Annotated in this window: 17 protein-coding genes; 6 read left to right on the forward strand and 11 right to left on the reverse strand. The window is 60.7% G+C overall.

All coding sequences use genetic code 11. The features are described from left to right. Positions 1–126: 126 nt before the first annotated feature. The 3 genes from PMI28_RS08965 to PMI28_RS08955 all read left to right on the forward strand — a co-directional run bounded on the left by PMI28_RS08965 (position 127) and on the right by PMI28_RS08955 (position 1,913). Positions 127–402 carry a polyhydroxyalkanoic acid system family protein gene (locus PMI28_RS08965; RefSeq protein WP_007989287.1) on the forward strand — a complete coding sequence of 92 codons (276 nt, stop codon included), beginning with the start codon at positions 127–129 and terminating at the stop codon, positions 400–402. 244 nt (positions 403–646) lie between these two features. Then, positions 647–1,069, forward strand: a complete 423-nt coding sequence (locus PMI28_RS08960; protein WP_007989288.1) for a phasin family protein — start codon at positions 647–649, stop codon at positions 1,067–1,069. A gap of 10 nt (positions 1,070–1,079) precedes the next feature. After that, positions 1,080–1,913, forward strand: a complete 834-nt coding sequence (locus PMI28_RS08955) for a phasin family protein (RefSeq protein ID WP_007989289.1) — start codon at positions 1,080–1,082, stop codon at positions 1,911–1,913. Positions 1,914–2,091: 178 nt separating this feature from the next. Here the strand turns inward: PMI28_RS08955 and PMI28_RS08950 are convergent, their stop codons facing one another. The 10 genes from PMI28_RS08950 to PMI28_RS08905 form a co-directional block, all read right to left on the reverse strand. Beyond that, positions 2,092–2,712, reverse strand: coding sequence for a TetR/AcrR family transcriptional regulator (locus PMI28_RS08950; RefSeq protein ID WP_007989290.1), 621 nt, complete (start codon positions 2,710–2,712; stop codon positions 2,092–2,094). A gap of 59 nt (positions 2,713–2,771) precedes the next feature. Next, positions 2,772–4,454, reverse strand: a complete 1,683-nt coding sequence (gene phaC / locus PMI28_RS08945; protein WP_007989291.1) for a class II poly(R)-hydroxyalkanoic acid synthase — start codon at positions 4,452–4,454, stop codon at positions 2,772–2,774. Between the two features lie 115 nt (positions 4,455–4,569). Further along, positions 4,570–5,424 carry a poly(3-hydroxyalkanoate) depolymerase gene (gene phaZ, locus PMI28_RS08940; RefSeq protein WP_007989292.1) on the reverse strand — a complete coding sequence of 285 codons (855 nt, stop codon included), beginning with the start codon at positions 5,422–5,424 and terminating at the stop codon, positions 4,570–4,572. Positions 5,425–5,582: 158 nt separating this feature from the next. Further along, positions 5,583–7,262, reverse strand: a complete 1,680-nt coding sequence (gene phaC / locus PMI28_RS08935) for a class II poly(R)-hydroxyalkanoic acid synthase (RefSeq protein ID WP_007989293.1) — start codon at positions 7,260–7,262, stop codon at positions 5,583–5,585. A 258-nt stretch (positions 7,263–7,520) separates the two neighbouring features. Further along, the gene (locus tag PMI28_RS08930) at positions 7,521–7,898 is read right to left on the reverse strand and encodes a gamma-butyrobetaine hydroxylase-like domain-containing protein (protein WP_007989294.1); all 378 of its coding nucleotides are present in this window, start codon (positions 7,896–7,898) and stop codon (positions 7,521–7,523) included. Between the two features lie 154 nt (positions 7,899–8,052). Further along, the gene (gene hslU / locus PMI28_RS08925) at positions 8,053–9,390 is read right to left on the reverse strand and encodes an ATP-dependent protease ATPase subunit HslU (RefSeq protein WP_007989295.1); all 1,338 of its coding nucleotides are present in this window, start codon (positions 9,388–9,390) and stop codon (positions 8,053–8,055) included. A 54-nt stretch (positions 9,391–9,444) separates the two neighbouring features. Continuing rightward, positions 9,445–9,975 carry an ATP-dependent protease subunit HslV gene (gene hslV, locus PMI28_RS08920; RefSeq protein WP_007975582.1) on the reverse strand — a complete coding sequence of 177 codons (531 nt, stop codon included), beginning with the start codon at positions 9,973–9,975 and terminating at the stop codon, positions 9,445–9,447. Between the two features lie 233 nt (positions 9,976–10,208). Continuing rightward, on the reverse strand, positions 10,209–10,916 hold the full coding sequence (locus PMI28_RS08915) for an SPOR domain-containing protein (RefSeq protein WP_007989297.1): 708 nt from the start codon (positions 10,914–10,916) through the stop codon (positions 10,209–10,211). A 1-nt stretch (position 10,917) separates the two neighbouring features. Next, positions 10,918–12,654, reverse strand: a complete 1,737-nt coding sequence (gene argS / locus PMI28_RS08910) for an arginine--tRNA ligase (RefSeq protein ID WP_007989299.1) — start codon at positions 12,652–12,654, stop codon at positions 10,918–10,920. 236 nt (positions 12,655–12,890) lie between these two features. Then, positions 12,891–15,110, reverse strand: a complete 2,220-nt coding sequence (locus PMI28_RS08905) for a primosomal protein N' (protein ID WP_007989300.1) — start codon at positions 15,108–15,110, stop codon at positions 12,891–12,893. A 288-nt stretch (positions 15,111–15,398) separates the two neighbouring features. On the opposite strand from PMI28_RS08905, the gene rpmE reads away from it, so the two are divergent. The 3 genes from rpmE (at position 15,399) to PMI28_RS08890 (ending at position 17,892) form a co-directional block, all read left to right on the forward strand. Further along, positions 15,399–15,617, forward strand: a complete 219-nt coding sequence (rpmE, locus tag PMI28_RS08900) for a 50S ribosomal protein L31 (protein WP_007989302.1) — start codon at positions 15,399–15,401, stop codon at positions 15,615–15,617. Positions 15,618–15,652: 35 nt separating this feature from the next. Next, complete coding sequence (locus PMI28_RS08895; RefSeq protein ID WP_007989304.1) at positions 15,653–16,441, forward strand: thermonuclease family protein; 789 nt, start codon at positions 15,653–15,655, stop codon at positions 16,439–16,441. A gap of 182 nt (positions 16,442–16,623) precedes the next feature. Then, on the forward strand, positions 16,624–17,892 hold the full coding sequence (locus PMI28_RS08890; protein WP_007989306.1) for a malic enzyme-like NAD(P)-binding protein: 1,269 nt from the start codon (positions 16,624–16,626) through the stop codon (positions 17,890–17,892). A 240-nt stretch (positions 17,893–18,132) separates the two neighbouring features. Here PMI28_RS08890 and PMI28_RS08885 read toward each other — a convergent pair whose 3' ends face one another. Beyond that, positions 18,133–20,571, reverse strand: coding sequence for a penicillin-binding protein 1A (locus PMI28_RS08885; protein WP_443200733.1), 2,439 nt, complete (start codon positions 20,569–20,571; stop codon positions 18,133–18,135). Positions 20,572–20,643 lie beyond the last annotated feature (72 nt).

Consider the following 20,643-nt stretch of genomic DNA (forward strand, 5'->3'; position numbering starts at 1 on the left):
ATTCTAATCCCCAAGGCATGCTTTGTCTTGGCAAGGCTGAAGGTAAGATGGGCAACCATCGGGACGTTTTGACGCAGCAGAGGTCAAGATGCCTCGGGAAAGCACCCATAAAGCAGGAGTCATTTGATGGCCCATATTAGTGTTGAACGTGCCCATGGCCTGGGTAAGGCAGCGGCTCGCGAAAAGGCCGACAAGCTGGCGCAGAAACTTTCCGATCAATATGGTCTGGAGCCGCAGTGGTCCGGCGACACCCTGAACCTCAAGCGCTCGGGTGTGAAGGGCGCGGTGCATGTCGCCGAGGACTCGATTCGCGTCGATGTGGAACTGGGCCTGATGATGTCGGCCATGAGCGGCATGATCAAGGCGGAAATCGAAAAGGCGCTGGACAAGGTCCTGGTCTGATTTTCTGCTTGAATTGAGATCCCCTGTGGGAGCGGGCTTGCTCGCGAAGGCGGTGTGTCAGTGAAATTTTCATCTACTGACCCACCGCCTTCGCGAGCAAGCCCGCTCCCACATTTAGTTTGCGGTGCTCTCAAAGGTCTATGTCAGTTGTTAGGGTGCCGTTTCTAATTTTTCTCCCTACTTTGTGCCAGAGCCCGACACTTATCCGGGCAGTTCCTCAAACCTTCTGCGCGTGAGGTGCACCATGGCCAAAGTTATTGTGAAGAAAAAAACCGACGCAACGACGAGCACGCTGAGCGACGTCAAATCCTATGCCCGCAAGATCTGGCTGGCAGGCCTGGGTGCCTACACCAAGGTCGGCCAAGAGGGCGGCGAGTACTTTCAAGAGCTGATCAAGGCTGGTCAGGTTGTTGAAAAGAAAGGCAAAAAAGTAGTCGCTGAGAAACTTGAAGCGGCGAATGCCGAGATCGATGAAGCCAAGAGTGAAGTGAGCACTTTCAAAGGCAAGGTCGAAGTTCAACTCGACAGGGTCGAGAAGGCGTTCGACACGCGTGTCGCAAGTGCCTTGAATCGTATCGGCATTCCGTCTAAACATGACGTTGAGACACTCTCTGCTAAGCTCGATGAGCTGACGGCATTGCTCGAACGTGTCGCGCGTAAATCTTAAGGAGAACGGGATGGCTGGCAAAAAGAATACTGAAAAAGAAGGCAGCTCGTGGATCGGGAAAGTCGAAGACTACTCCCGCAAAATCTGGCTGGCTGGCTTAGGCGTGTACTCGAAGATCGACACTGACGGCAGCAAGCTCTTCGATGCATTGGTAAAGGACGGCGAGAAAGCCGAGAAGCTCACCAAAAGCGCTGTTGGCAAGACAGTCGACGCCGCCAAGGACACCGCTTCTTCGGCCAAATCGCGCATCAGCGGCGTGAAAGATCGTGCACTGGGCAAGTGGGATGAACTGGAAGGGGCTTTCGACAAGCGTCTGAACAGTGCCATTTCGCGTCTGGGCGTACCGAGCCGCAACGAAGTCAAAGCACTGCACAGCAAGGTCGATACCCTGACCAAGCAAATCGAAAAACTGACCGGTGCCAAGGTTGCGCCTGTTGCGGCGAAAACCGCAGCAGCCAAGCCTGCTGCCAAACCGGCCGCCAAAACGGCTGCCAAGCCACTGGCAAAAGCGGCGGCTAAACCTGCTGCCAAGCCTGCGGCTAAAACTGCAGCGGCCAAACCAGCCGCCGCCAAAACCGTCGCCAAACCAGCGGCTAAACCGGCCGCCAAGCCTGCAGCAAAAACTGCCGCGGCCAAGCCGGCAGCCAAGCCTGCTGTTGCGAAAAAACCTGCAGTGAAGAAGCCGGCAGCTCCAAAAGCCGCCGCGCCAAAACCAGCAGTGGCAGCTGCCAAACCGGCAACCCCGGCAGCTCCGGTCAGCGCATCGAACTCCGCGACCGCGCCAACCCCTGCTGTCACCCCGACTGCCGCGCCAGCTCCATCGACGCCAACCAGTCAGTCCTGATTTTCAGGGCTCAAGAAAACGCCCGGCCTTCACAGGCCGGGCGTTTTTGTTTGTGAGTGCATTCTGGAACACGACAGAGATCCCCTGTGGGAGCGGGCTTGCTCGCGAAAGCGGTGTGTCAGCCGACATCAATGCTGAATGATGAACAGCCTTCGCGAGCAAGCCCGCTCCCACATTTTTAATCGTGGTCTTCCAGATATTCCATCGCCATCTGTTCGGTCGCAGCCTTGATCGACGGCAGCAAGTGTGGCGCCACCAGCATCATGATCTGGTAAACCACCAGCCGCACCTCGCCTTCGCGGTCGAGAATCCGCTGATAGTCCAGTGAAAACAGCAGCGTCATGGTGATCTGTTCCACCAGTTGCCCCAGTGCCTGGGTATCGCTGACCAACAACCCTTGCGCCTGCAATCGTGCCAGCAGCGACGCCAGTGTGCGCTTGAGTGCATTGAGCAGGCTGCGAATGCCCTTGGCCAGTTTCGGCAGGCGACCGGCGAGGTTCGACAGGTCCTGGAACAGAAACCGGTAGTGGGACAGGCGTTCGACGATCAAGTGCAGGAACAGCCAGTAGTCCTCCGGCGCCAGTTCGACATCGGCCGGTGGGTCGAGCAAGGGGGCCAGTTCGCCCTGAAAGCGCTCGAATAGCCCAAGAATCAGCGGTTCCTTGCCGTGGAAGTGATAGTAGAGGTTGCCCGGGCTGATGCCCATTTCATTGGCAACTTCCATGGTGGAGACATTCGGTTCGCCCTTTTGATTGAACAACTGCAGGGCACATTCGAGGATCCGGTCGCGGGTTTTCATCCAGTCTTCTTAATGATCGGGTCTTGCCACGGCCGACAGAGGCCGTGGCTCGTTGAACGTCAGCGCACGCGCACGTAAGTACCGGGTGCTGCCTCCATCGGTGGGTAGTTCTGGTTGCCGAGCGCCATGTGGGTGTCCTTCTGCGCACCGGAGCGTTCCTGAATCCAGCTCAGCCATTGGGTCCACCAACTGCCGTCGACACGCTTGGCATCGTAGTACCAGGCACGGGGGTCGCTGCTCAGTTTGCCGTTCTCGACGTAGTTGGCTTTCGGGTTGCTCGGTGGGTTGAGAATGCTCTGCACATGACCGCTGTTGGACAGCACGAAGCGCCGTTCGCCACCGAGCAGCAGCGTCGAGCGATACACCGCATCCCACGGCGTGATGTGATCGTTGATGCCGGCGACGCTGAAGCTGTCGACGGTGACTTTCTGCAAATCGATCGGCGTGCCACACACTTCCAGTCCGCCCGGGTGGGTCAGCGGGTTGTGCTTGAAGAAGTCCAGCAGGTCGCCATGCAGGGCGGCCGGCAGGCGCGTGTTGTCGTTGTTCCAGTAGAGGATGTCGAACGCCGGTGGCTCCTTGCCCAACAGGTAGTTGTTGACGAAGTAGCTCCAGATCAAATCGTTGGGGCGCATCCAGGCGAAGACCTTGGCCATGTCGCGGCCGTCCAGTACACCCCGCTGATAGGAGCGGCGCTTGGCGGCCTCGAGGGTCTGTTCGTCGGCGAACAGTGTGGCCGGACTGTCCAGCTCGCTGTCGAGCAGGCTCACCAGATAAGTCGCGCTGGACACCCTGCGCAACTGCCGCTTGGCCTGCAAATGACCCTGCAGCGCGGCAATGGTCAGCCCGCCGGCGCAAGCGCCCATCAGGTTGACCTCGCGTGCGCCGGTGATCGCCCGGCACACATTCATGGCCTCTTCCACGGCTTCCACGTAGGTCGAGAGCCCCCATTCGCGGTGACGCACATCGGGGTTGCGCCAACTGATCACGAAGGTTTGCAGGCCGTTTTTCAGGGCGTACTGGACGAAACTGTTGTGGGGGCTCAGATCGAAAATGTAGTACTTGTTGATTTGCGGCGGTACCACCAGTAGGGGCTTGGAATACTGCTTTTCGCTCATCGGCTTGTACTGGATCAACTCCAGCAGCTCGTTGCGAAACACCACGGCACCGGTGGTGGTGGCGACCGTCTTGCCAACCTCGAACGCTTGCTTGGTGACTTGTCGGGGCAGGCCATCGTTGTGCAGCAGATCGTCCACCAAATGGCCAATGCCACGCACCAGGCTGTTGCCACCGGAATTGAACAGTTCCTTGACCGCCAGTGGATTGAGCAGGGTGTTGGATGGCGATACGGCGTCGTTGAGCAAGGCGAAAGCGAAGTGGGCGCGGGCGCGGTCGTCCGGGCTCATGTTGCTCTCGTCGATCCAGCTTTTGACCTGTTTCTGCCAACTCAGATAGGCCTGCAGGCTACGGCGATAAAACGGGTTGAGGCTCCACGCCGGGTCGGCGAAGCGAGCGTCTTGCGGGTTGGTCGGGTGCAGGGTTTCACCCAGCAGCACACGGCCAAGCTGACCGCCGAGTTTAAGGGCATGCCGGGCGCTGTGCAGTGGATTGCGCAAGCCATGGGCGGCCACACTGCGCAGGGTCGACAACAGATCCCGGCCGCGCAGGCCGGTAATCGCACTCTGTGCATTGATGAACGCGGCGGGAGTCGGTAAGGAATCCCTCGCTGGTTTCTCGCGCATGAGTCAACACTCCTTCGTCTTCAGGCTAAAAACAAACATACCGAACCAGAACACCATAGACGCTGTAACGGGTTGTTGCGCGGCGTGGCGTCCTGCCAACCGCTGATGCAGCTGTTTAGCCGCCCAATGGCGCCGGACGCGGATGCATCACCGCGCGTTGGCGCTCCTCTTCCAGGAATTTCATGATGATCGGGGCCACCGCTTCGGCCCGGGTGATCAAGAACAAATGCCCGTCATCGATGATGTGCAACTGGGTGTTGGGAATCCGCCAGGCCAGCAAGCGCATGTTGATCAACGGGATCAGCGGATCGTCATCGCCGGCCAGTACCAGGGTCGGCTGGCGGATCTTGTGCAGCCAGTGAATGCTGGTCCAGCCGAGGCCGGCGAACAACTGCCAGTAGTAACCGAGCTTGCCCGCTGAACGCACCTTGGCCGCATGGCTCGCGGCCAGCGTCGGGTCGCGACGGAACGAGCCACCGTAGATCATTGGCGCAATGCGGATCACGTGGGATGGCTGGATGTAACGCCGAGGGCTGGCCATCATCCACAACACTTTCGGTTTGCCCGGCACCATCACCGCACCCGCTGCCGTCGCCGCCAGCACGAGTTTCTTGCAGCGTTCCGGATAGTCGTAAGCGAACTGCTGGGCCAGGGCGCCACCCCAGGACACGCCGATGACGTTGACCTGCCCGTAGTCGAGATAGTCGAGCATCCGCGCCGTGAGTTTCGCCAGCCCCGGAAAACGATATGGCCGGTTCGGCGTCGACGAACCACCGACACCGGGTACGTCGAAGCAGATGACTTCCAGGTCCGGATCCAGCGCCGCGACGAACGGGAACACCAGCTCCAGGTTGGCGCCGATGCCGTTGAAAATCAGCAGGGGCGTCAAGTGAGGCTTGCCGGGGCGTACCGCCGTGCGGAGCGTCTGGCCATCCAGGTCGACGGTACGAAAAATGAAGGGTTGCGGCATGCTTCAGGCCCTGTGGGTCGCTCTCTTGAATTCTTCCTCGACTCCCATGTGGGAGCGGGCTTGCTCGCGAAAGCGGTCGATCATTGAACAATGACGTCGACTGACACGACGCCTTCGCGAGCAAGCCCGCTCCCACAAGGGGGGGCGAGGTGTGTCAGTTACCGCTCATGCACGTAAGTGCCCGGTGCGGCTTCCCCCTCCGGGTAGGCCTTGTTGCCGAGTTTCGTCGGTGCTTTTTTCAGGTTGCCCGAACGCTGCGCCTGCCAGGCCTGCCAGTGCAGCCACCAGGAGTCGGCGTGTTTGGTCGACTCTTCTTGCCAGTCATCGGCATTGGCAGTCATTTCGGTGCTGGTCATGTACCGCGACTTCGGATTGCCCGGCGGGTTCAGAATGCTCTGGATATGCCCGCTGGTGGACAGCACGAACTCAACGTTGCCGCCGAACAGTTGCGCCGATTTGTAGCAGGAGCGCCACGGAGTGATGTGATCGTTGGTACCGGCCAGCGAGAAGATGTCGGCGGTGACCTTCTTCAGGTCAATCGGCGTGCCGCACACTTCCAGTGCATCGGCACGGGTCAACGGGTTACTTTTGAACATCTCGATCAGGTCGCCATGGAACGCGGCGGGCAACCGGGTGGTGTCGTTGTTCCAGAACAGAATGTCGAATACCGGCGGCTCGTTACCCAACAGGTAGTTGTTGACCCAGTAGTTCCAGATCAGGTCGTTGGGACGCATCCAGGCGAAGACTTTCGCCATGTCGCGGCCTTCGAGGACGCCGGCCTGGTAGGAATGGCGCTTGGCGGCTTCGAGGGTTTGCTCGTCGACGAACAGGGCCACGTCGCTGTCCAGGGTGGTGTCGAGCACGCTGACCAGCAGGGTCAGGGCGTTGACCTTGTTCTCGCCGATTGCCGCGTAGTGACCCAGCAGCGCGGTGCAGGTGATGCCGCCGGAGCAGGCTCCGAGCATGTTCACGTCTTTGCTGCCGGTGATTGCGGTGACCACATCAACCGCTTCCTTGAGCGCCTCGATGTAGGTCGACAGGCCCCACTCGCGCTGCTCCTTGGTCGGGTTGCGCCAGCTGACGATGAAGGTCTGCACGTTGTTGCGCAGGCAGAACCGCGCCAGGCTTTTTTCCGGACTCAGGTCGAAAACGTAGAACTTGTTGATTTGCGGCGGCACCACCAACAGTGGGCGCTCATGCACCTGCTCGGTGATCGGCTTGTACTGGATCAGCTCCAGCACGTCGTTGCGAAAGACCACTGCACCCTCGGTCACACCCAGGGTCTTGCCGACCTCGAATGCGCCCATGTTGACCTGGCTCGGCATGCCGCCGTTGTGCACCAGGTCCTTGGCCAGGTGCGAGAGGCCATCAAGCAGGCTTTTACCGCCGGTTTCGAAGAAGCGCTTGACCGCCGCCGGGTTGGCCGCCGTGTTGGTCGGGGCGAAAGCTTCGGTCATGAGGTTGATCACGAAATGCCCGCGGCTGACGTCCTTGGGCGGCAGGTTGCTGTCGCCGATCCAGTCGTGGAGTTCCTTGCGCCACGCCAGGTAGGTTTGCAGATAACGTTTGTAGAGCGGGTTCTGGCTCCAGGCCGGATCCGCGAAGCGACGGTCATCGCTGGTCGGTTGCAGTTCGGATTTGCCAAGCAGCACGTTCTTGAGTTCAAGGCCGAAATGAGCGACATGCCTGGCGCTGTGAATCGGTTGTTTGATGGCCTGCCTGAGCACCATTCGAGCAGAAGCCAGTAGATCCTTGCCACGCAGCCCAACGACAGGATTCAGCCCCAAGGTGTTTTCCGAAGCTTGATTCTTCAAGTCATCGTTATTCTTGTTACTCATCTACGACGCTCCATTGTCCTGAGACGAGTACCGGGTTCTGCTGTGTAGTCACACAGTCAGTGCCTGGTACTACTGCTCGGGTGACCGTTAATACTGCATCGCTGCATTTTCAATGCAGAGAGCACTGCAGGGAACTTGCCAGTTCCATTGGTTACCCGAGTTTAATTTTTTTCGCAAGCAGGCCAGTCGGCGGCCCTGAAGCGGAGCATTCAAACAGATGAAATTAGAAAATGCCCTCTAAAGAGCAAGAGGCTCAGACTAGAGCATCAGCTTGACGACAGATTCGTTCGGGTCGCGGGTTTTTCCGGCGGCTTTGAGCTCGGCCAGATAATCGTCCCAGAGTGCGTCATAACGTCGCCCCAGTTCGTAGAGGTATTCCCAGGTGAACAGGCCGCTGTCGTGGCCATCGTCGAAGGTCAGTTTCAGTGCGTACTGACCGGCCGGTTCTACCTTGGTCAGGCCTACGTTGATCTTGCCAAATTGCAGGATGGGTTTGCCGTGGCCCTGGACCTCGGCGGAAGGAGAGTGCACGCGCAGGAACTCGGCGGGCAGGGTGTATTCCTCGCCGGACGCGTATTTCAGCGACAGGGTTTTCGAGGCTTTGTGCAGCTTGATGTCGGTGGGGAGTTGGGTCATGAGTGGATGTCCGATTGTGTGTGGGACCCCGATTCAAATGTGGGAGCGGGCTTGCTCGCGAAGGGGCCTTAACATTCAACAGTGATGTCGATTGTCAGACCGCTTTCGCGAGCAAGCCCGCTCCCACAGGGTCCGTCATCGCTGTAAGTATGGCTTACAGGATATAACGGGACAGGTCTTCGTTCTGCGCCAATTCGCCCAGGTGGCTGTTGACGTAGTCGGCGTCGATCAGGATCACCTTGTCGTCATGGGCGCTGGCCAGGTCGCCGGCGCTGAACGACACCTCTTCGAGCAGGCGCTCGAGCAGGGTGTGCAGGCGACGGGCACCGATGTTTTCGGTTTTCTCGTTGACCTGCCAGGCGATCTCCGCGATGCGCTTGATGCCGCTCGGCTGGAACTCGATGCCCAGGCCTTCGGTTTTCAACAGGGCGCAATATTGCTCGGTAAGCGAGGCGTGCGGTTCGCTGAGGATGCGTTCGAAGTCCTCCGGCGAAAGGGCCTTGAGTTCGACTCGGATCGGCAGACGGCCTTGCAGCTCGGGCACCAGATCGCTCGGCTTGCTCAGGTGGAAGGCACCAGAAGCAATGAACAGGATGTGGTCAGTCTTGACCATGCCCAGTTTGGTGTTGACGGTGCAGCCTTCAATCAGCGGCAGCAAGTCACGCTGTACACCTTCGCGAGATACATCGACGCCACCGGAATTGCCACGCTTGGCGACCTTGTCGATTTCGTCGATGAACACGATGCCGTGCTGCTCGACCGCTTCCAGGGCCTTGGCCTTCAACTCTTCATCGTTGACCAGGCGACTGGCTTCTTCGTCGCGCACCAGTTTCAGCGCTTCCTTGACCTTGAGCTTGCGGCTCTTGCGCTTGCCCTTGCCCATGTTGGCGAACAGGCTTTGCAGCTGGTTGGTCATTTCTTCCATGCCCGGTGGCGCGGAGATATCGACGCCGGCCATTTCGGCGACTTCGATTTCGATCTCCTTGTCATCCAGCTGGCCTTCGCGCAGGCGCTTGCGGAACAGCTGGCGGGTGTTGGAATCGGCAGTCGGGGCATCGTCGCTGCTGAAGCCCATGCGTGCCGGTGGCAGCAGGGCATCGAGGATGCGCTCTTCGGCGGCGTCTTCGGCGCGGTGGCGAACCTTGACGATTTCCTGTTCGCGCAGCAGCTTGATCGCGGCGTCGGCCAGGTCACGAATGATCGATTCGACATCGCGGCCGACATAGCCGACTTCGGTGAACTTGGTCGCTTCGACCTTGATGAACGGCGCATTGGCCAGTTTGGCCAGGCGACGGGCGATCTCGGTTTTACCGACACCGGTCGGGCCGATCATCAGGATGTTCTTTGGCGTTACTTCAACGCGCAGCTCTTCAGGCAGCTGCATGCGGCGCCAGCGGTTGCGCAGGGCAATGGCGACGGCGCGCTTGGCATCGTCCTGGCCGATGATGTGGCGGTTGAGTTCGTGGACGATTTCGCGGGGAGTCATGGACATAATATTCAGTGGACCTCAAGCAAGAATGAGCCGTGGTGCGATGGCTGCACGGGCTTACTCGGCGCAGTCCTGCTCCTCAATGGTCTGGGTGTGGTTGGTGAATACACAGATGTCGCCGGCGATACCGAGGGCGGTTTCGACGATTTCCCGGGCCGACAGATCGGTCTTTTTCAGCAGTGCGCTGGCGGCGGCCTGGGCGTAGGCGCCACCGGAACCCATGGCGATCAGGCCGTCTTCCGGTTCAACCACATCGCCGTTGCCGGTGATGATCAGGGACGCATCTTTGTTGGCGACCGCGAGCATCGCTTCGAGGCGGCTCAGGGAGCGGTCGGTGCGCCATTCTTTGGCGAGTTCGACGGCGGCGCGAACCAGGTGGCCCTGATGCTTTTCAAGCTGGCCTTCGAAGCGTTCGAAGAGGGTAAAGGCGTCAGCGGTGGCGCCGGCAAAACCGGCGATGACCTGGCCGTGGTACAGGCGACGAACTTTTTTCGCGTTGCCTTTCATCACGGTATTACCAAGGGAAACCTGGCCGTCGCCGCCCATGACGACTTTGCCGTGGCGGCGAACTGAAACGATGGTGGTCAAGGGAAGAGTCTCCACGCAGCGGGGCGAAAATGCCTTATGCCCATTCATATGGGGGTGGTGGAGTGGATTTCAACTGTAAGGCGAGAGAGGGGACGAGTGGTGTGAGCCAGATGGGGGTGGTGGCGTTTGCCGGGGCCCCTTCGCGAGCAAGCCCGCTCCCACATTGGATTGCGGTCGAATGTGGGAGCGGGCTTGCTCGCGAAGAACGATGACGCGGTGCCTGTGGCAGTCGATCAGCGGCTCTGGCGTTGTTGTAACAGCAAGTTGCTGAAGCCTGCGCCGGCCAGTTGTTTCTGGGCGGTGGTCAGTTGTTCACGGTTGCTGAACGGACCGACCAGCACCCGATACCAGGTTTCGTCCTTCACCGTGCCGGACTCAACTGCCACAGCCTGGCCCAGCAAGATGATCTGCGCCCGAACCTTGTCTGCGTCAGCCTCCTTGCGGAACGAACCGGCTTGCAGGAAGAACCTGGTTACTGGCGCCGCTTTGACCGGCGGCGCTGGCGGAGGCGTGATCCCGGCCAGGGCTGCCTGGGCGCGAGCCGTGTCGATCTTCGCCGCTTCGGCCGGCGTGACCGGTGTCGTCGGAATGGCCGGCACTTGCGGCGTCGGCAGGGTTTTTTCCGGCACGGCATCGGGCGGCACGATGACTTCCGACTCTGGCAGCAAGGTGTAGAAGTCGTACTTCGGTTTCACCGGTTGCGTCGGGCTCGGCGGGGTCTTGTTGGCCTCGGCGATCTTGCCGGCTTTCTGCTGTTGCTCGACCTTTTCACGCTTGACCGTGTCGCTGCCCTTGCCCGGCTCCAGTTTCATCAGGAACACGATGAAGGCGCCGACCGTCAGGCCAATCGCCATCCACAACCAACCCGGGATCGGTTGCTTTGCAGGAGCTTGGTAACGGCTGGCGCCACGTTTGGGTGCAGGTTTTTTCTTGGCAGCCAACTTACATACGCTCCAGAGTTTCCAGGCCCAAGAGTTCCAGGCCTTGCTTGAGTGTGCGCCCGGTCAGCGCGGCGAGGCGCAGACGGCTCTGCATTTGTGCCGGGGTATCGGCGGCGAGAATCGGGCAGTTCTCGTAGAAGCTGGAGAACAGGCCGGCGACGTCGTACAGGTAAGTGCAGAGAATGTGCGGCGTGCCTTTCTCCGACACGTTGTTCAGCACTTCGCCGAACTGTGCCAGTTTCGCTGCCAGCTCCAGTTCGTGAGCCGCTTCGAGAACGATCTGGCCTTCGACTTCGCTGAAGTCCTTGCCGAGTTTGCGGAACACACCGGCCACGCGGGTGTAGGCGTACAGCAGGTACGGCGCGGTGTTGCCTTCGAAGTTCAGCATCTGGTCGAAGTTGAAGCTGTAGTCGCTGGTGCGGTGCTTGGACAGGTCGGCGTATTTCACTGCGCCGATGCCCACGACCTTGGCGATGTTGCGCAGCTCGGCTTCGGCCAGCTCCGGGTTCTTGTCCTTGACCAGGGTGTAGGCGCGCTCCTGGGCTTCGGTCAGCAGGTCGATCAGCTTCACGGTGCCGCCATCACGGGTCTTGAACGGACGGCCGTCAGCGCCGTTCATGGTGCCGAAGCCCATGTGTTCCATTTCCATCGGATGGGTCACGAAGCCAGCCTTGCGCGCCACGGCGAACACTTGCTGGAAGTGCAGGGCCTGACGCTGGTCGACGAAGTACAGTGCGCGATCAGCCTTGAGTTTGCCGCTGCGGTAGCGCACGGCGGCCAGGTCGGTGGTGGCGTAGAGGTAGCCGCCGTCAGCCTTGACGATGATCACCGGCAGCGGGTCGCCGTCGGCATTCTTGAATTCGTCGAGGAACACGCACTGGGCGCCGTTGCTCTCGACCAGCATGCCCGCCGCCTTCAAGTCGTTGACCACGTTGATCAGGTCGTCGTTGTAGGCACTTTCGCCCATTACGTCGGCCATGGTCAGTTTGACGTTGAGCAGCTCGTAGATCTTCTGGCAGTGGGACAGCGAAATGTCCTTGAACTTGGTCCACAACGCCAGGCAGTCGGCATCGCCGGCCTGCAGCTTGACCACCAGGCCACGGGCGCGGTCGGCGAACTCTTCGGATTCGTCGAAGCGTTGCTTGGCGGCGCGGTAGAAGTTCTCCAAGTCCGACAGCTCGTCGCTGGTGATCGGATTTTCCTGCAGATAAGCCATCAGCATGCCGAACTGGGTGCCCCAGTCGCCGACGTGGTTCTGACGGATCACGGTATCGCCGAGGAATTCCAGCACCCGGGCCACGCCGTCGCCGATGATGGTCGAGCGCAAGTGGCCGACGTGCATCTCTTTGGCCAGGTTCGGGGCCGACAGGTCGACTACGGTGCGCTGCACCGGGCCGGCCTTGCGTACGCCGATGTGGGCGTCGGCCAGGGCGGCGTCCAGGCGTGAGGCCAGGGCATCGGTGTTCTGGAAGAAGTTCAGGAAGCCAGGGCCGGCGATTTCGGTCTTGGAGACGTTTTCGTCAGTCGGCAGTGCGGCGATGATTTTTTCCGCCAGGTCGCGCGGCTTCATGCCGGCCGGCTTGGCCAGCATCATTGCGATGTTGCTGGCGAAGTCGCCGTTTTTCTTGTCGCGGGAGTTTTCCACCTGGATCGCCGGCGACAGCCCTTCAGGCAACACACCTTCGTTGACGAGTTGGGTGATGGCTTGCTGGATCAACTGGCGAATGGTGTCTTTCATGGTCTTCTCTTTCGACCGCAGGCGCGGCGGCGCATCATGCGCTGGTGGAAAAACTGGGCATTATCCGTTGCGAAGACGGGCTTGCCAACCTTAGCAGGCAGGATGTGGATGTGTGGTGACAATTAGGGCCCCTTCGCGAGCAAGCCCGCTCCCACAGGTTCTGTGGTGGACACAAATTGTATGCCCACTGAAATACCATTGTGGGAGCGGGCTTGCTCGCGAAAGCGATCTCAAAATCAATACAAATCGACCGGATCAACATCCAAAGACCAGCGCACCGCCCGCCCGCTCGGCATCTGCTCCAGCACCAACAACCAACTGGCCAGCAATCGATGCAACGGTGCCCGCGCCGTAGCCTGCAACAACAGCTGCGCACGATAGCGCCCGGCCCGCCGCTCCATCGGCGCCGGCACCGGTCCGAGCAGCTCAATGCCGGTCAGGTTTTGTTCGGCCAGCAAACGCTCCGCCTCGCTGCACGCCTCATCCAGGAAGCCTTCGGCCTGACCCGGTTTGTGCGCCTCGGCCCGCAACAGCGCCAGGTGCGCAAACGGCGGCAACCCGGCCGCACGGCGTTCGCTCAAGGCCTGTTCGGCGAAGGCGAAGTAGCCCTGCTCGGTCAACTGCACCAGCAGCGGATGGTCGGCCAGGTGCGTCTGGATAATCACTTTGCCCGGCTCCTCGGCACGGCCTGCGCGACCAGCGACCTGGACGATCAACTGCGCCATGCGCTCGCTGGCGCGGAAATCACCGGAAAACAGGCCACCGTCGGCGTCGAGGATCGATACCAGCGTCACCCGTGGAAAGTGGTGGCCTTTGGCAAGCATTTGCGTGCCGATCAAAATGCACGGCTGACCTTTTTGAATGGTCGCGAACAACTGGTTCATCGCGTCCTTGCGCGACGTACTGTCGCGGTCGACCCGCAGCACCGGATAGTCCGGGAACAGAATCGCCAGGCGCTCCTCGGCCCGTTCGGTACCGGCGCCCACGGGGCGCAAATCGACCTTGTTGCACTTCGGGCACTGGCGCGGCACGCGCTCGACGTAGCCGCAATGGTGGCAGCGCAATTCTCCGTAACGTTGATGCACGGTCATCCGCGCATCGCAACGCTGGCACTCGGACATCCAGCCGCAGTCATGGCACAGCAGGGTCGGGGCGAAGCCGCGGCGGTTGAGGAACACCAGGACTTGTTGCCCGGCGGCCAGGGTCTGGCCGATGGCTTGTTGCATGGGGCCGGAGATGCCGCTGTCCAGCGGGCGACTTTTGACGTCCAGGCGCAGGAAGCGCGGCTGTTTGGCCCCGCCGGCGCGCTCATTCAGGCGCAGCAGCCCGTAGCGGCCGGTGTAGGCGTTGTGCAGGCTTTCCAGCGAAGGGGTGGCGGAGCCGAGGACAATCGGGATGTTTTCCTGTCGCGCCCGCACCAGCGCCAGATCGCGGGCGTGGTAGCGCAAACCTTCCTGCTGTTTATAGGAACCGTCGTGCTCTTCGTCGATGATGATCAGGCCGGGGTTTTTCATCGGCGTGAACAGGGCCGAGCGGGTGCCGATAATAATGTCGGCCTCACCGTCCCGGGCGGCCAGCCAGGCATCGAGGCGTTCACGGTCATTGACCGCCGAATGGATCAACGCGATGCGGGCATTGAAACGCTGTTCGAAGCGCGCCAGGGTCTGTGGGCCGAGGTTGATTTCCGGGATCAACACCAGCGCCTGCTTGCCGGCCTCGAGGGTTTCGCGGATCAACTGTAAATAGACTTCGGTCTTGCCGCTGCCGGTGACGCCGGCCAACAGGAACGCGTGATAGCTGTCGAACCCGGCCCGAATCGCCTCATAGGCGGCGCGTTGCTCCGGGTTCAGCGGGAGTTCCGGTTGCGCCAGCCAGTGTTCGTGGCGTGCACCGGGGGCGTGCCGACGGATCTCGACCTGCACCAGCTCCTTGGCCAGCAGCAAATCCAGGCTGTCCTTGCTCAGCATCAGTTTGCTCAGCAATTGATGGGCGACGCCGTGGGGATGCTGGGCCAGCGTGGCCAGGGCTTCGCGCTGGCGCGGGGCACGGGCGATGCGCGGATCATCGAGGCTGGCGCCCGGTGCGGCGGACCAGAAACGTTCCTGGCGCGCTTCGGCCAGCTCACCCTGGCGCAGTAGCACCGGCAGCGCCCAGCTCAAGGTGTCGCCGAGGCTGTGCTGATAATACTGGGACGTCCACAGGCACAGCTTGAACAGCGCGGGCGGCAGCGGTGGCGTGGCATCGAGCAGGGCCAGGGCCGGCTTGAGTTTCTCGGCCGGCACCTCGCTGGTGTTGGTGACTTCCACCAGGATCCCGATCATTTCGCGCCGGCCGAACGGCACCCGCAGGCGCATGCCAGGGTGCAACTGGACGCGCAGGACGCCGGCCGGAGCGCGGTAGTCGAACAGGCGGCGCAGGGGCGAAGGCAGGGCGAGGCGCAGAATGGCGTCGGGCACGCGGGGGGATCTCGATAAACAGGCAATATGGGGTTTGGCACATAACTTGTGGGAGCGGGCTTGCTCGCGAATGCAGTGTGCCAGTCGGCATTCAAGTCGTCTGACACACCGCTTTCGCGAGCAAGCCCGCTCCCACAGGGGGTCGCGTATTGGGGCGGGAGCCTAGCAGACGACTGGTTTGAGGGACAGCTTGCGTGAATGGGATTGTCTGGTAGAATCCGCGGCCTAATTACGTGCGGTATTCAACAATAGTGTTGGGTGGCGGCACGCTAGCCCGAGGAAAACACCATGAAAGCTGATATCCATCCAGAATACCCGGCAGTTGCTGTTACCTGCAGCTGCGGCAACAAGTTCGAAACCCGTTCGACCTTCGGCAAAGCCATGGCGATCGACGTTTGCAACGAATGCCACCCGTTCTACACCGGTAAGCAGAAGACTCTGGACACCGGTGGTCGCGTTCAGAAGTTCGCCGACCGTTTCGGTGCTTTCGGCGCGAAAAAGGCCTAAGGCCGATCAACTTGGGAAGCCGCTGCGGTTTTTCCATGCTGATGAAAAAGGCGTCCCTTGCGGGCGCCTTTTTTGTGTCCGCAATTTGGCTTTCCGCCGCCCAGGCCTTTTGCCCGGCTCCCGCCGACCTGGCCACGGTTGCGGTGCAGCGAGTCGTGGATGGTGACACCCTGCGCCTGAGAGATGGCCGCAGCGTGCGCATGATCGGCTTGAACACGCCGGAGCTGGGCAAGAAGGGCCGCTCCGACGAACCGTTCGCCGTGGCGGCGCGCAAGCGACTCGAAGCCCTGGTGGCGGCAAGCGACGGGCAGGTGGGTTTGCTGCCAGGCAAAGAAAGCCAAGACCATTACGGCCGCACCCTGGCCCATGTCTACGGTGCCGATGGCGCCAACCTCGAAGCGCAAATGCTCGCCGAAGGCCTGGGTTTTCTGGTGGCCGTGGCACCGAATGTCGATTTGGTCGCCTGTCAGCAAGCAGCGGAACGCAGCGCTCGACAGGCCGGGCTCGGGTTGTGGCGCCAGTCACCTGTGCTGAAAGCGGAGCAGATCACTACCTCCGGTTTTGCCGTGCTCAGCGGTCGTGTGAGCAGGGTGCAGCGTAATCGCGGCGGGGTTTGGATCGAGTTGCAGGATTCGGTTGTATTACGCGTTGCACCCAATCTGCTGGCGCGTTTCGATGTGAATTCGCTGGAAAGTCTCAAAGGCAAGCAAGTCGAGGCGCGCGGCTGGGTGCTGGATCGCTCGCGCAAGGGTGGTCTCAAGGAGGGGCAGGCGCGCTGGATGTTGCCCTTGACCGATCCGGCGATGCTCCAAGTGGTGCAGTGATTAAAAATTGTAGACATTTTTTCTTTCGATTGTGAACAGTCTATCCCTTATGTTCCGTGGCTCTTGGCCCAAAGTCGTAGGGTGGGGCGCTTGACAGGGGTGACCGGTCAGTCTTGTGGGGACTTTGCGAGGCGCGTATCCTCGCTGACCAGTCTGTCCAACAGTAAAAGCGGAATGCCAAAATGTCTGATCTGAAAACTGCCGCTCTCGAATATCATGCCAATCCTCGTCCAGGGAAGCTGAGTGTCGAGCTCACCAAGGCCACTGCTACCGCTCGCGACTTGTCGCTGGCCTACAGCCCGGGCGTAGCCGAACCAGTACGCGAGATCGCCCGCGATCCTGAACTGGCCTACAAGTACACCGGCAAAGGCAACCTGGTTGCAGTCATTTCCGATGGCACCGCGATTCTCGGCCTGGGTAACCTCGGCCCATTGGCCTCCAAGCCAGTGATGGAAGGTAAAGGCGTACTGTTCAAGCGCTTCGCCGGCATCGACGTTTTCGACATCGAAGTCGACTCCGAAAGCCCGCAAGCCTTCATTGACACCGTGAAGCGCATCTCCATCACTTTCGGTGGCATCAACCTGGAAGACATCAAGGCACCAGAGTGCTTTGAAATCGAGCGCGCTCTGATCGAGCAGTGCGACATCCCGGTATTCCACGATGACCAGCACGGCACCGCTATCGTGACCGCCGCCGGCATGATCAACGCCCTGGAAATCGCTGGCAAAACCCTGCCGGAAGCCAAGATCGTCTGCCTGGGTGCCGGCGCCGCCGCCATCTCCTGCATGAAGTTGCTGGTGAGCATGGGTGCCAACATCGAAAACATCTACATGGTCGACCGTACCGGCGTGATCCACTCCGGCCGTGACGACCTGAACCAGTACAAGGCTGTGTTCGCTCACGCGACCGACAAGCGCACCCTGGCTGACGCCCTGCAAGGCGCTGACGTGTTCGTAGGCCTGTCCGGCCCGAACCTGCTGAGCCCTGAAGGCCTGCTGTCCATGGCGGCCAACCCGATCGTGTTCGCGTGCTCCAACCCTGATCCGGAAATCTCCCCGGAGCTGGCACACGCTACCCGTAGCGACGTGATCATGGCCACCGGTCGTTCCGACTACCCGAACCAGGTCAACAACGTACTGGGCTTCCCGTTCATCTTCCGTGGTGCCCTGGACGTTCGCGCCAAGCGCATCAACGAAGAAATGAAAGTGGCTGCGGCCAACGCCCTGCGTGAACTGGCCAAGCTGCCAGTGCCTCAGGAAGTGTGCGACGCCTACGGCGGCATCAAGCTGGAATTCGGCCGTGAGTACATCATTCCGAAGCCAATGGATGCCCGTCTGATCACCCTGATCTCCGATGCCGTGGCTAAAGCCGCCATCGAGACCGGTGTGGCGACCCTGCCGTATCCGAAGAACTACCCGCTGAAAAGCGTGGATGACGTGTTCAACGGCTAAGCTGTTGTAGCGTTCAACCGAAAACCCCGGCTCTTGATTGTGCCGGGGTTTTTTTATGCCTGTGGTTTTTGTGGTGTCTGTGACGACCTCTTCGCGAGCAAGCCCGTTCCCACAGGAGAATGCGTTCCAATGTGGGAGCGGGCTTGCTCGCGAAGAGGCCGGACCAGACAGCATCAAAACCGGTAGGCAAAAAAAGCCCCGCACTTCTTTCGAAGGCGGGGCTTTTGATCATTGCTGCAATCAGAACAAATCGATCGGCGCCGCTTCATCCGCCGGCAGCGGGCTGCCCGGCACATTGCCGTTGCCCAGTTCGTTGACCGACGGGGGCGTGTCTTCAGCCTTGAACAGCTCGAAGTAGGCGCCAGGCGTGCCTGGGGTTGCCGCGCGACCGCTGACCGGGTCGACGCGCAGGCTCAGGATGCCTTCAGGCTCTGGCTGCGTGTGCGGCGGCAGGCCCTTGAGCGCGGCGCCCATGTAGTTCATCCAGATCGGCAGTGCGACGGTACCGCCGAACTCCTTGCGGCCCAGGCTTTCCGGCTGGTCGAAACCGGTCCATACGGTCGTCACGTAATCGGCGTTGTAACCGGAGAACCAGGCGTCCTTCGATTCGTTGGTCGTGCCGGTCTTGCCGGCAATGTCTGGGCGGCCCAGGGCCAGCGCACGACGACCGGTGCCGAGCTTGATCACATCCTCAAGCATGCTGTTGAGAATGAATGTGGTACGTCCGTCGACGATGCGTTCGGCCACGGCCGGAGCTTGTGGCGCCGGCGTGGTGCCCGGGGCTTCACCCGGTGTCACATTGACCGTGAAGGCCTCGGCGACCGGTGCAGCAATGCCGTCACTGGCCGCGCCACCCTTGGGCACGCTCGGCGGGTTGGCGACGAACAGCGTGTCGCCGTTGCGGCTTTCGATCTTGTCGATGATGTACGGGGTGATCTTGTAGCCGCCGTTGGCGAAAGCGCTCCAGCCAGTGGCGATCTCCATTGGCGTCAGGGTCGCGGTGCCCAGGGCCAGCGACAGGTTGGGTGGCAGGTCCTGCTTGTTGAAGCCAAAGCGCGTGATGTAGTCAATGGTCTTGCCAACGCCCATCGCTTGCAGCAAGCGGATCGACACCAGGTTGCGCGACTTGTACAGCGCTTCACGCAAACGGATTGGGCCGAGGAAGGTGTTGGTGTCGTTTTTTGGTCGCCATACCTTGTCCAGGTACTCATCGACGAACACGATCGGTGCGTCGTTTACCAGGCTGGAGGCGGTGTAGCCGTTATCCAGTGCGGCGCTGTAGATGAACGGTTTGAAGCTCGAACCCGGCTGGCGCTTGGCCTGCAATGCGCGGTTGTAGTTGCTTTGCTCGAAGGCGAAACCGCCGACCAGAGAACGAATGGCGCCGTTCTGTGGGTCCAGGGAAACCAGTGCGCCCTGGGCCTGCGGGATCTGGCTGAACTTCAGCGAGTTGTCCGGCTGACGCTGTACGCGGATCAGATCGCCGACCTGCGCAACGTCCGAAGGTTGCTTCGGATTGGCGCCCATGCTGTTGGTATTCAGGAACGGACGGGCCCATTTCATGGTGTCCCAGCTCACGTGTTCCTGGCCGGTGCGGGTCAGTACTTGCAGGCCGTTCTTGTCGACCTGGGTCACGATGGCCGGTTCCAGGCTGCTGATGGTGCGTTGTTTGGTCAGCTCGATTGCCCAGGCTTCGCGAGTCTTGCCCGGCAGCCGCGACTCGGGTCCGCGATAGCCGTGGCGCTGATCGTAGGTCATCAGGCCTTCGTGGACTGCGGTGTTGGCCAGTTCCTGGAGGTCGCTCGGTACGGTGGTGGTCACGCGGAAGCCTTCGGTATAGGCGTCGCTGCCATAACGTCCGACCATTTCGGCGCGGGCCATTTCGGCGATGTATGGCGCGTTCACTTCCGGGGTCGGCACGTGATAGCTGGCGTTCAGCGGCTCGTTGATCGCGGCGGTGTAGTCGGCCTCGCTGATTTTCCCGAGCTTGTACATGCGCCCCAGGATCCAGTCGCGACGCTCCTTGCTGCGCGCCGGGTTGGCCAGCGGGTTGAAGCGCGACGGCGCCTTTGGCAGGCCGGCAATCATCGCCATTTGCGCCAGGCTGACATCGCGGATCGACTTGCCGTAATAGACCTGCGCCGCCGCCTCGATACCGTAGGCGCGGTTACCCAGATAGATCTTGTTGACGTACAGCTCGAGGATCTCGTCCTTGGTCAGCTGCCGTTCGATCTGCAGGGCCAGGAGGATCTCGGTGGTCTTGCGCGAAAAGCTGCGTTCGCTGGTCAGGAAGAAGTTCTTCGCCACCTGCATGGTGATCGTGCTGCCGCCGGACTGGATGTGCCCGCTTTTGACCAGTTGGGTAGCGGCACGCATCAGGCTGCTGGGGTCGACGCCATAGTGGTTGGCGAAATTGTCGTCTTCAGCACTTAGTAACGCATTAATGAAATTGGGGGGAATGTCGGCGAAACGGATCGGTGTGCGGCGCATTTCGCCGAATTCTGCAATCAACTTGTTATCGCTGCTGTAGACCCGCAAAGGAATCTGCAACTGGATGCTTCTCAGCGCCTCCACGGACGGTAGTCCGGGACTAAGGTAGAGATACGCCCCGCTCAGACCCAGAAGGAGTCCGCAGAAAACCGCGACGATGGACCAACCGAAAAACTTCAGCAGACGAATCAAGGCTTTTGGATATCCAGGGCAAAAATGAATTGGGCAACAGGGTTCAAGCTAAATGAGAACGACCCGCGC

Source organism: Pseudomonas sp. GM48 (genome assembly GCF_000282335.1).
Lineage (GTDB): Bacteria > Pseudomonadota > Gammaproteobacteria > Pseudomonadales > Pseudomonadaceae > Aquipseudomonas.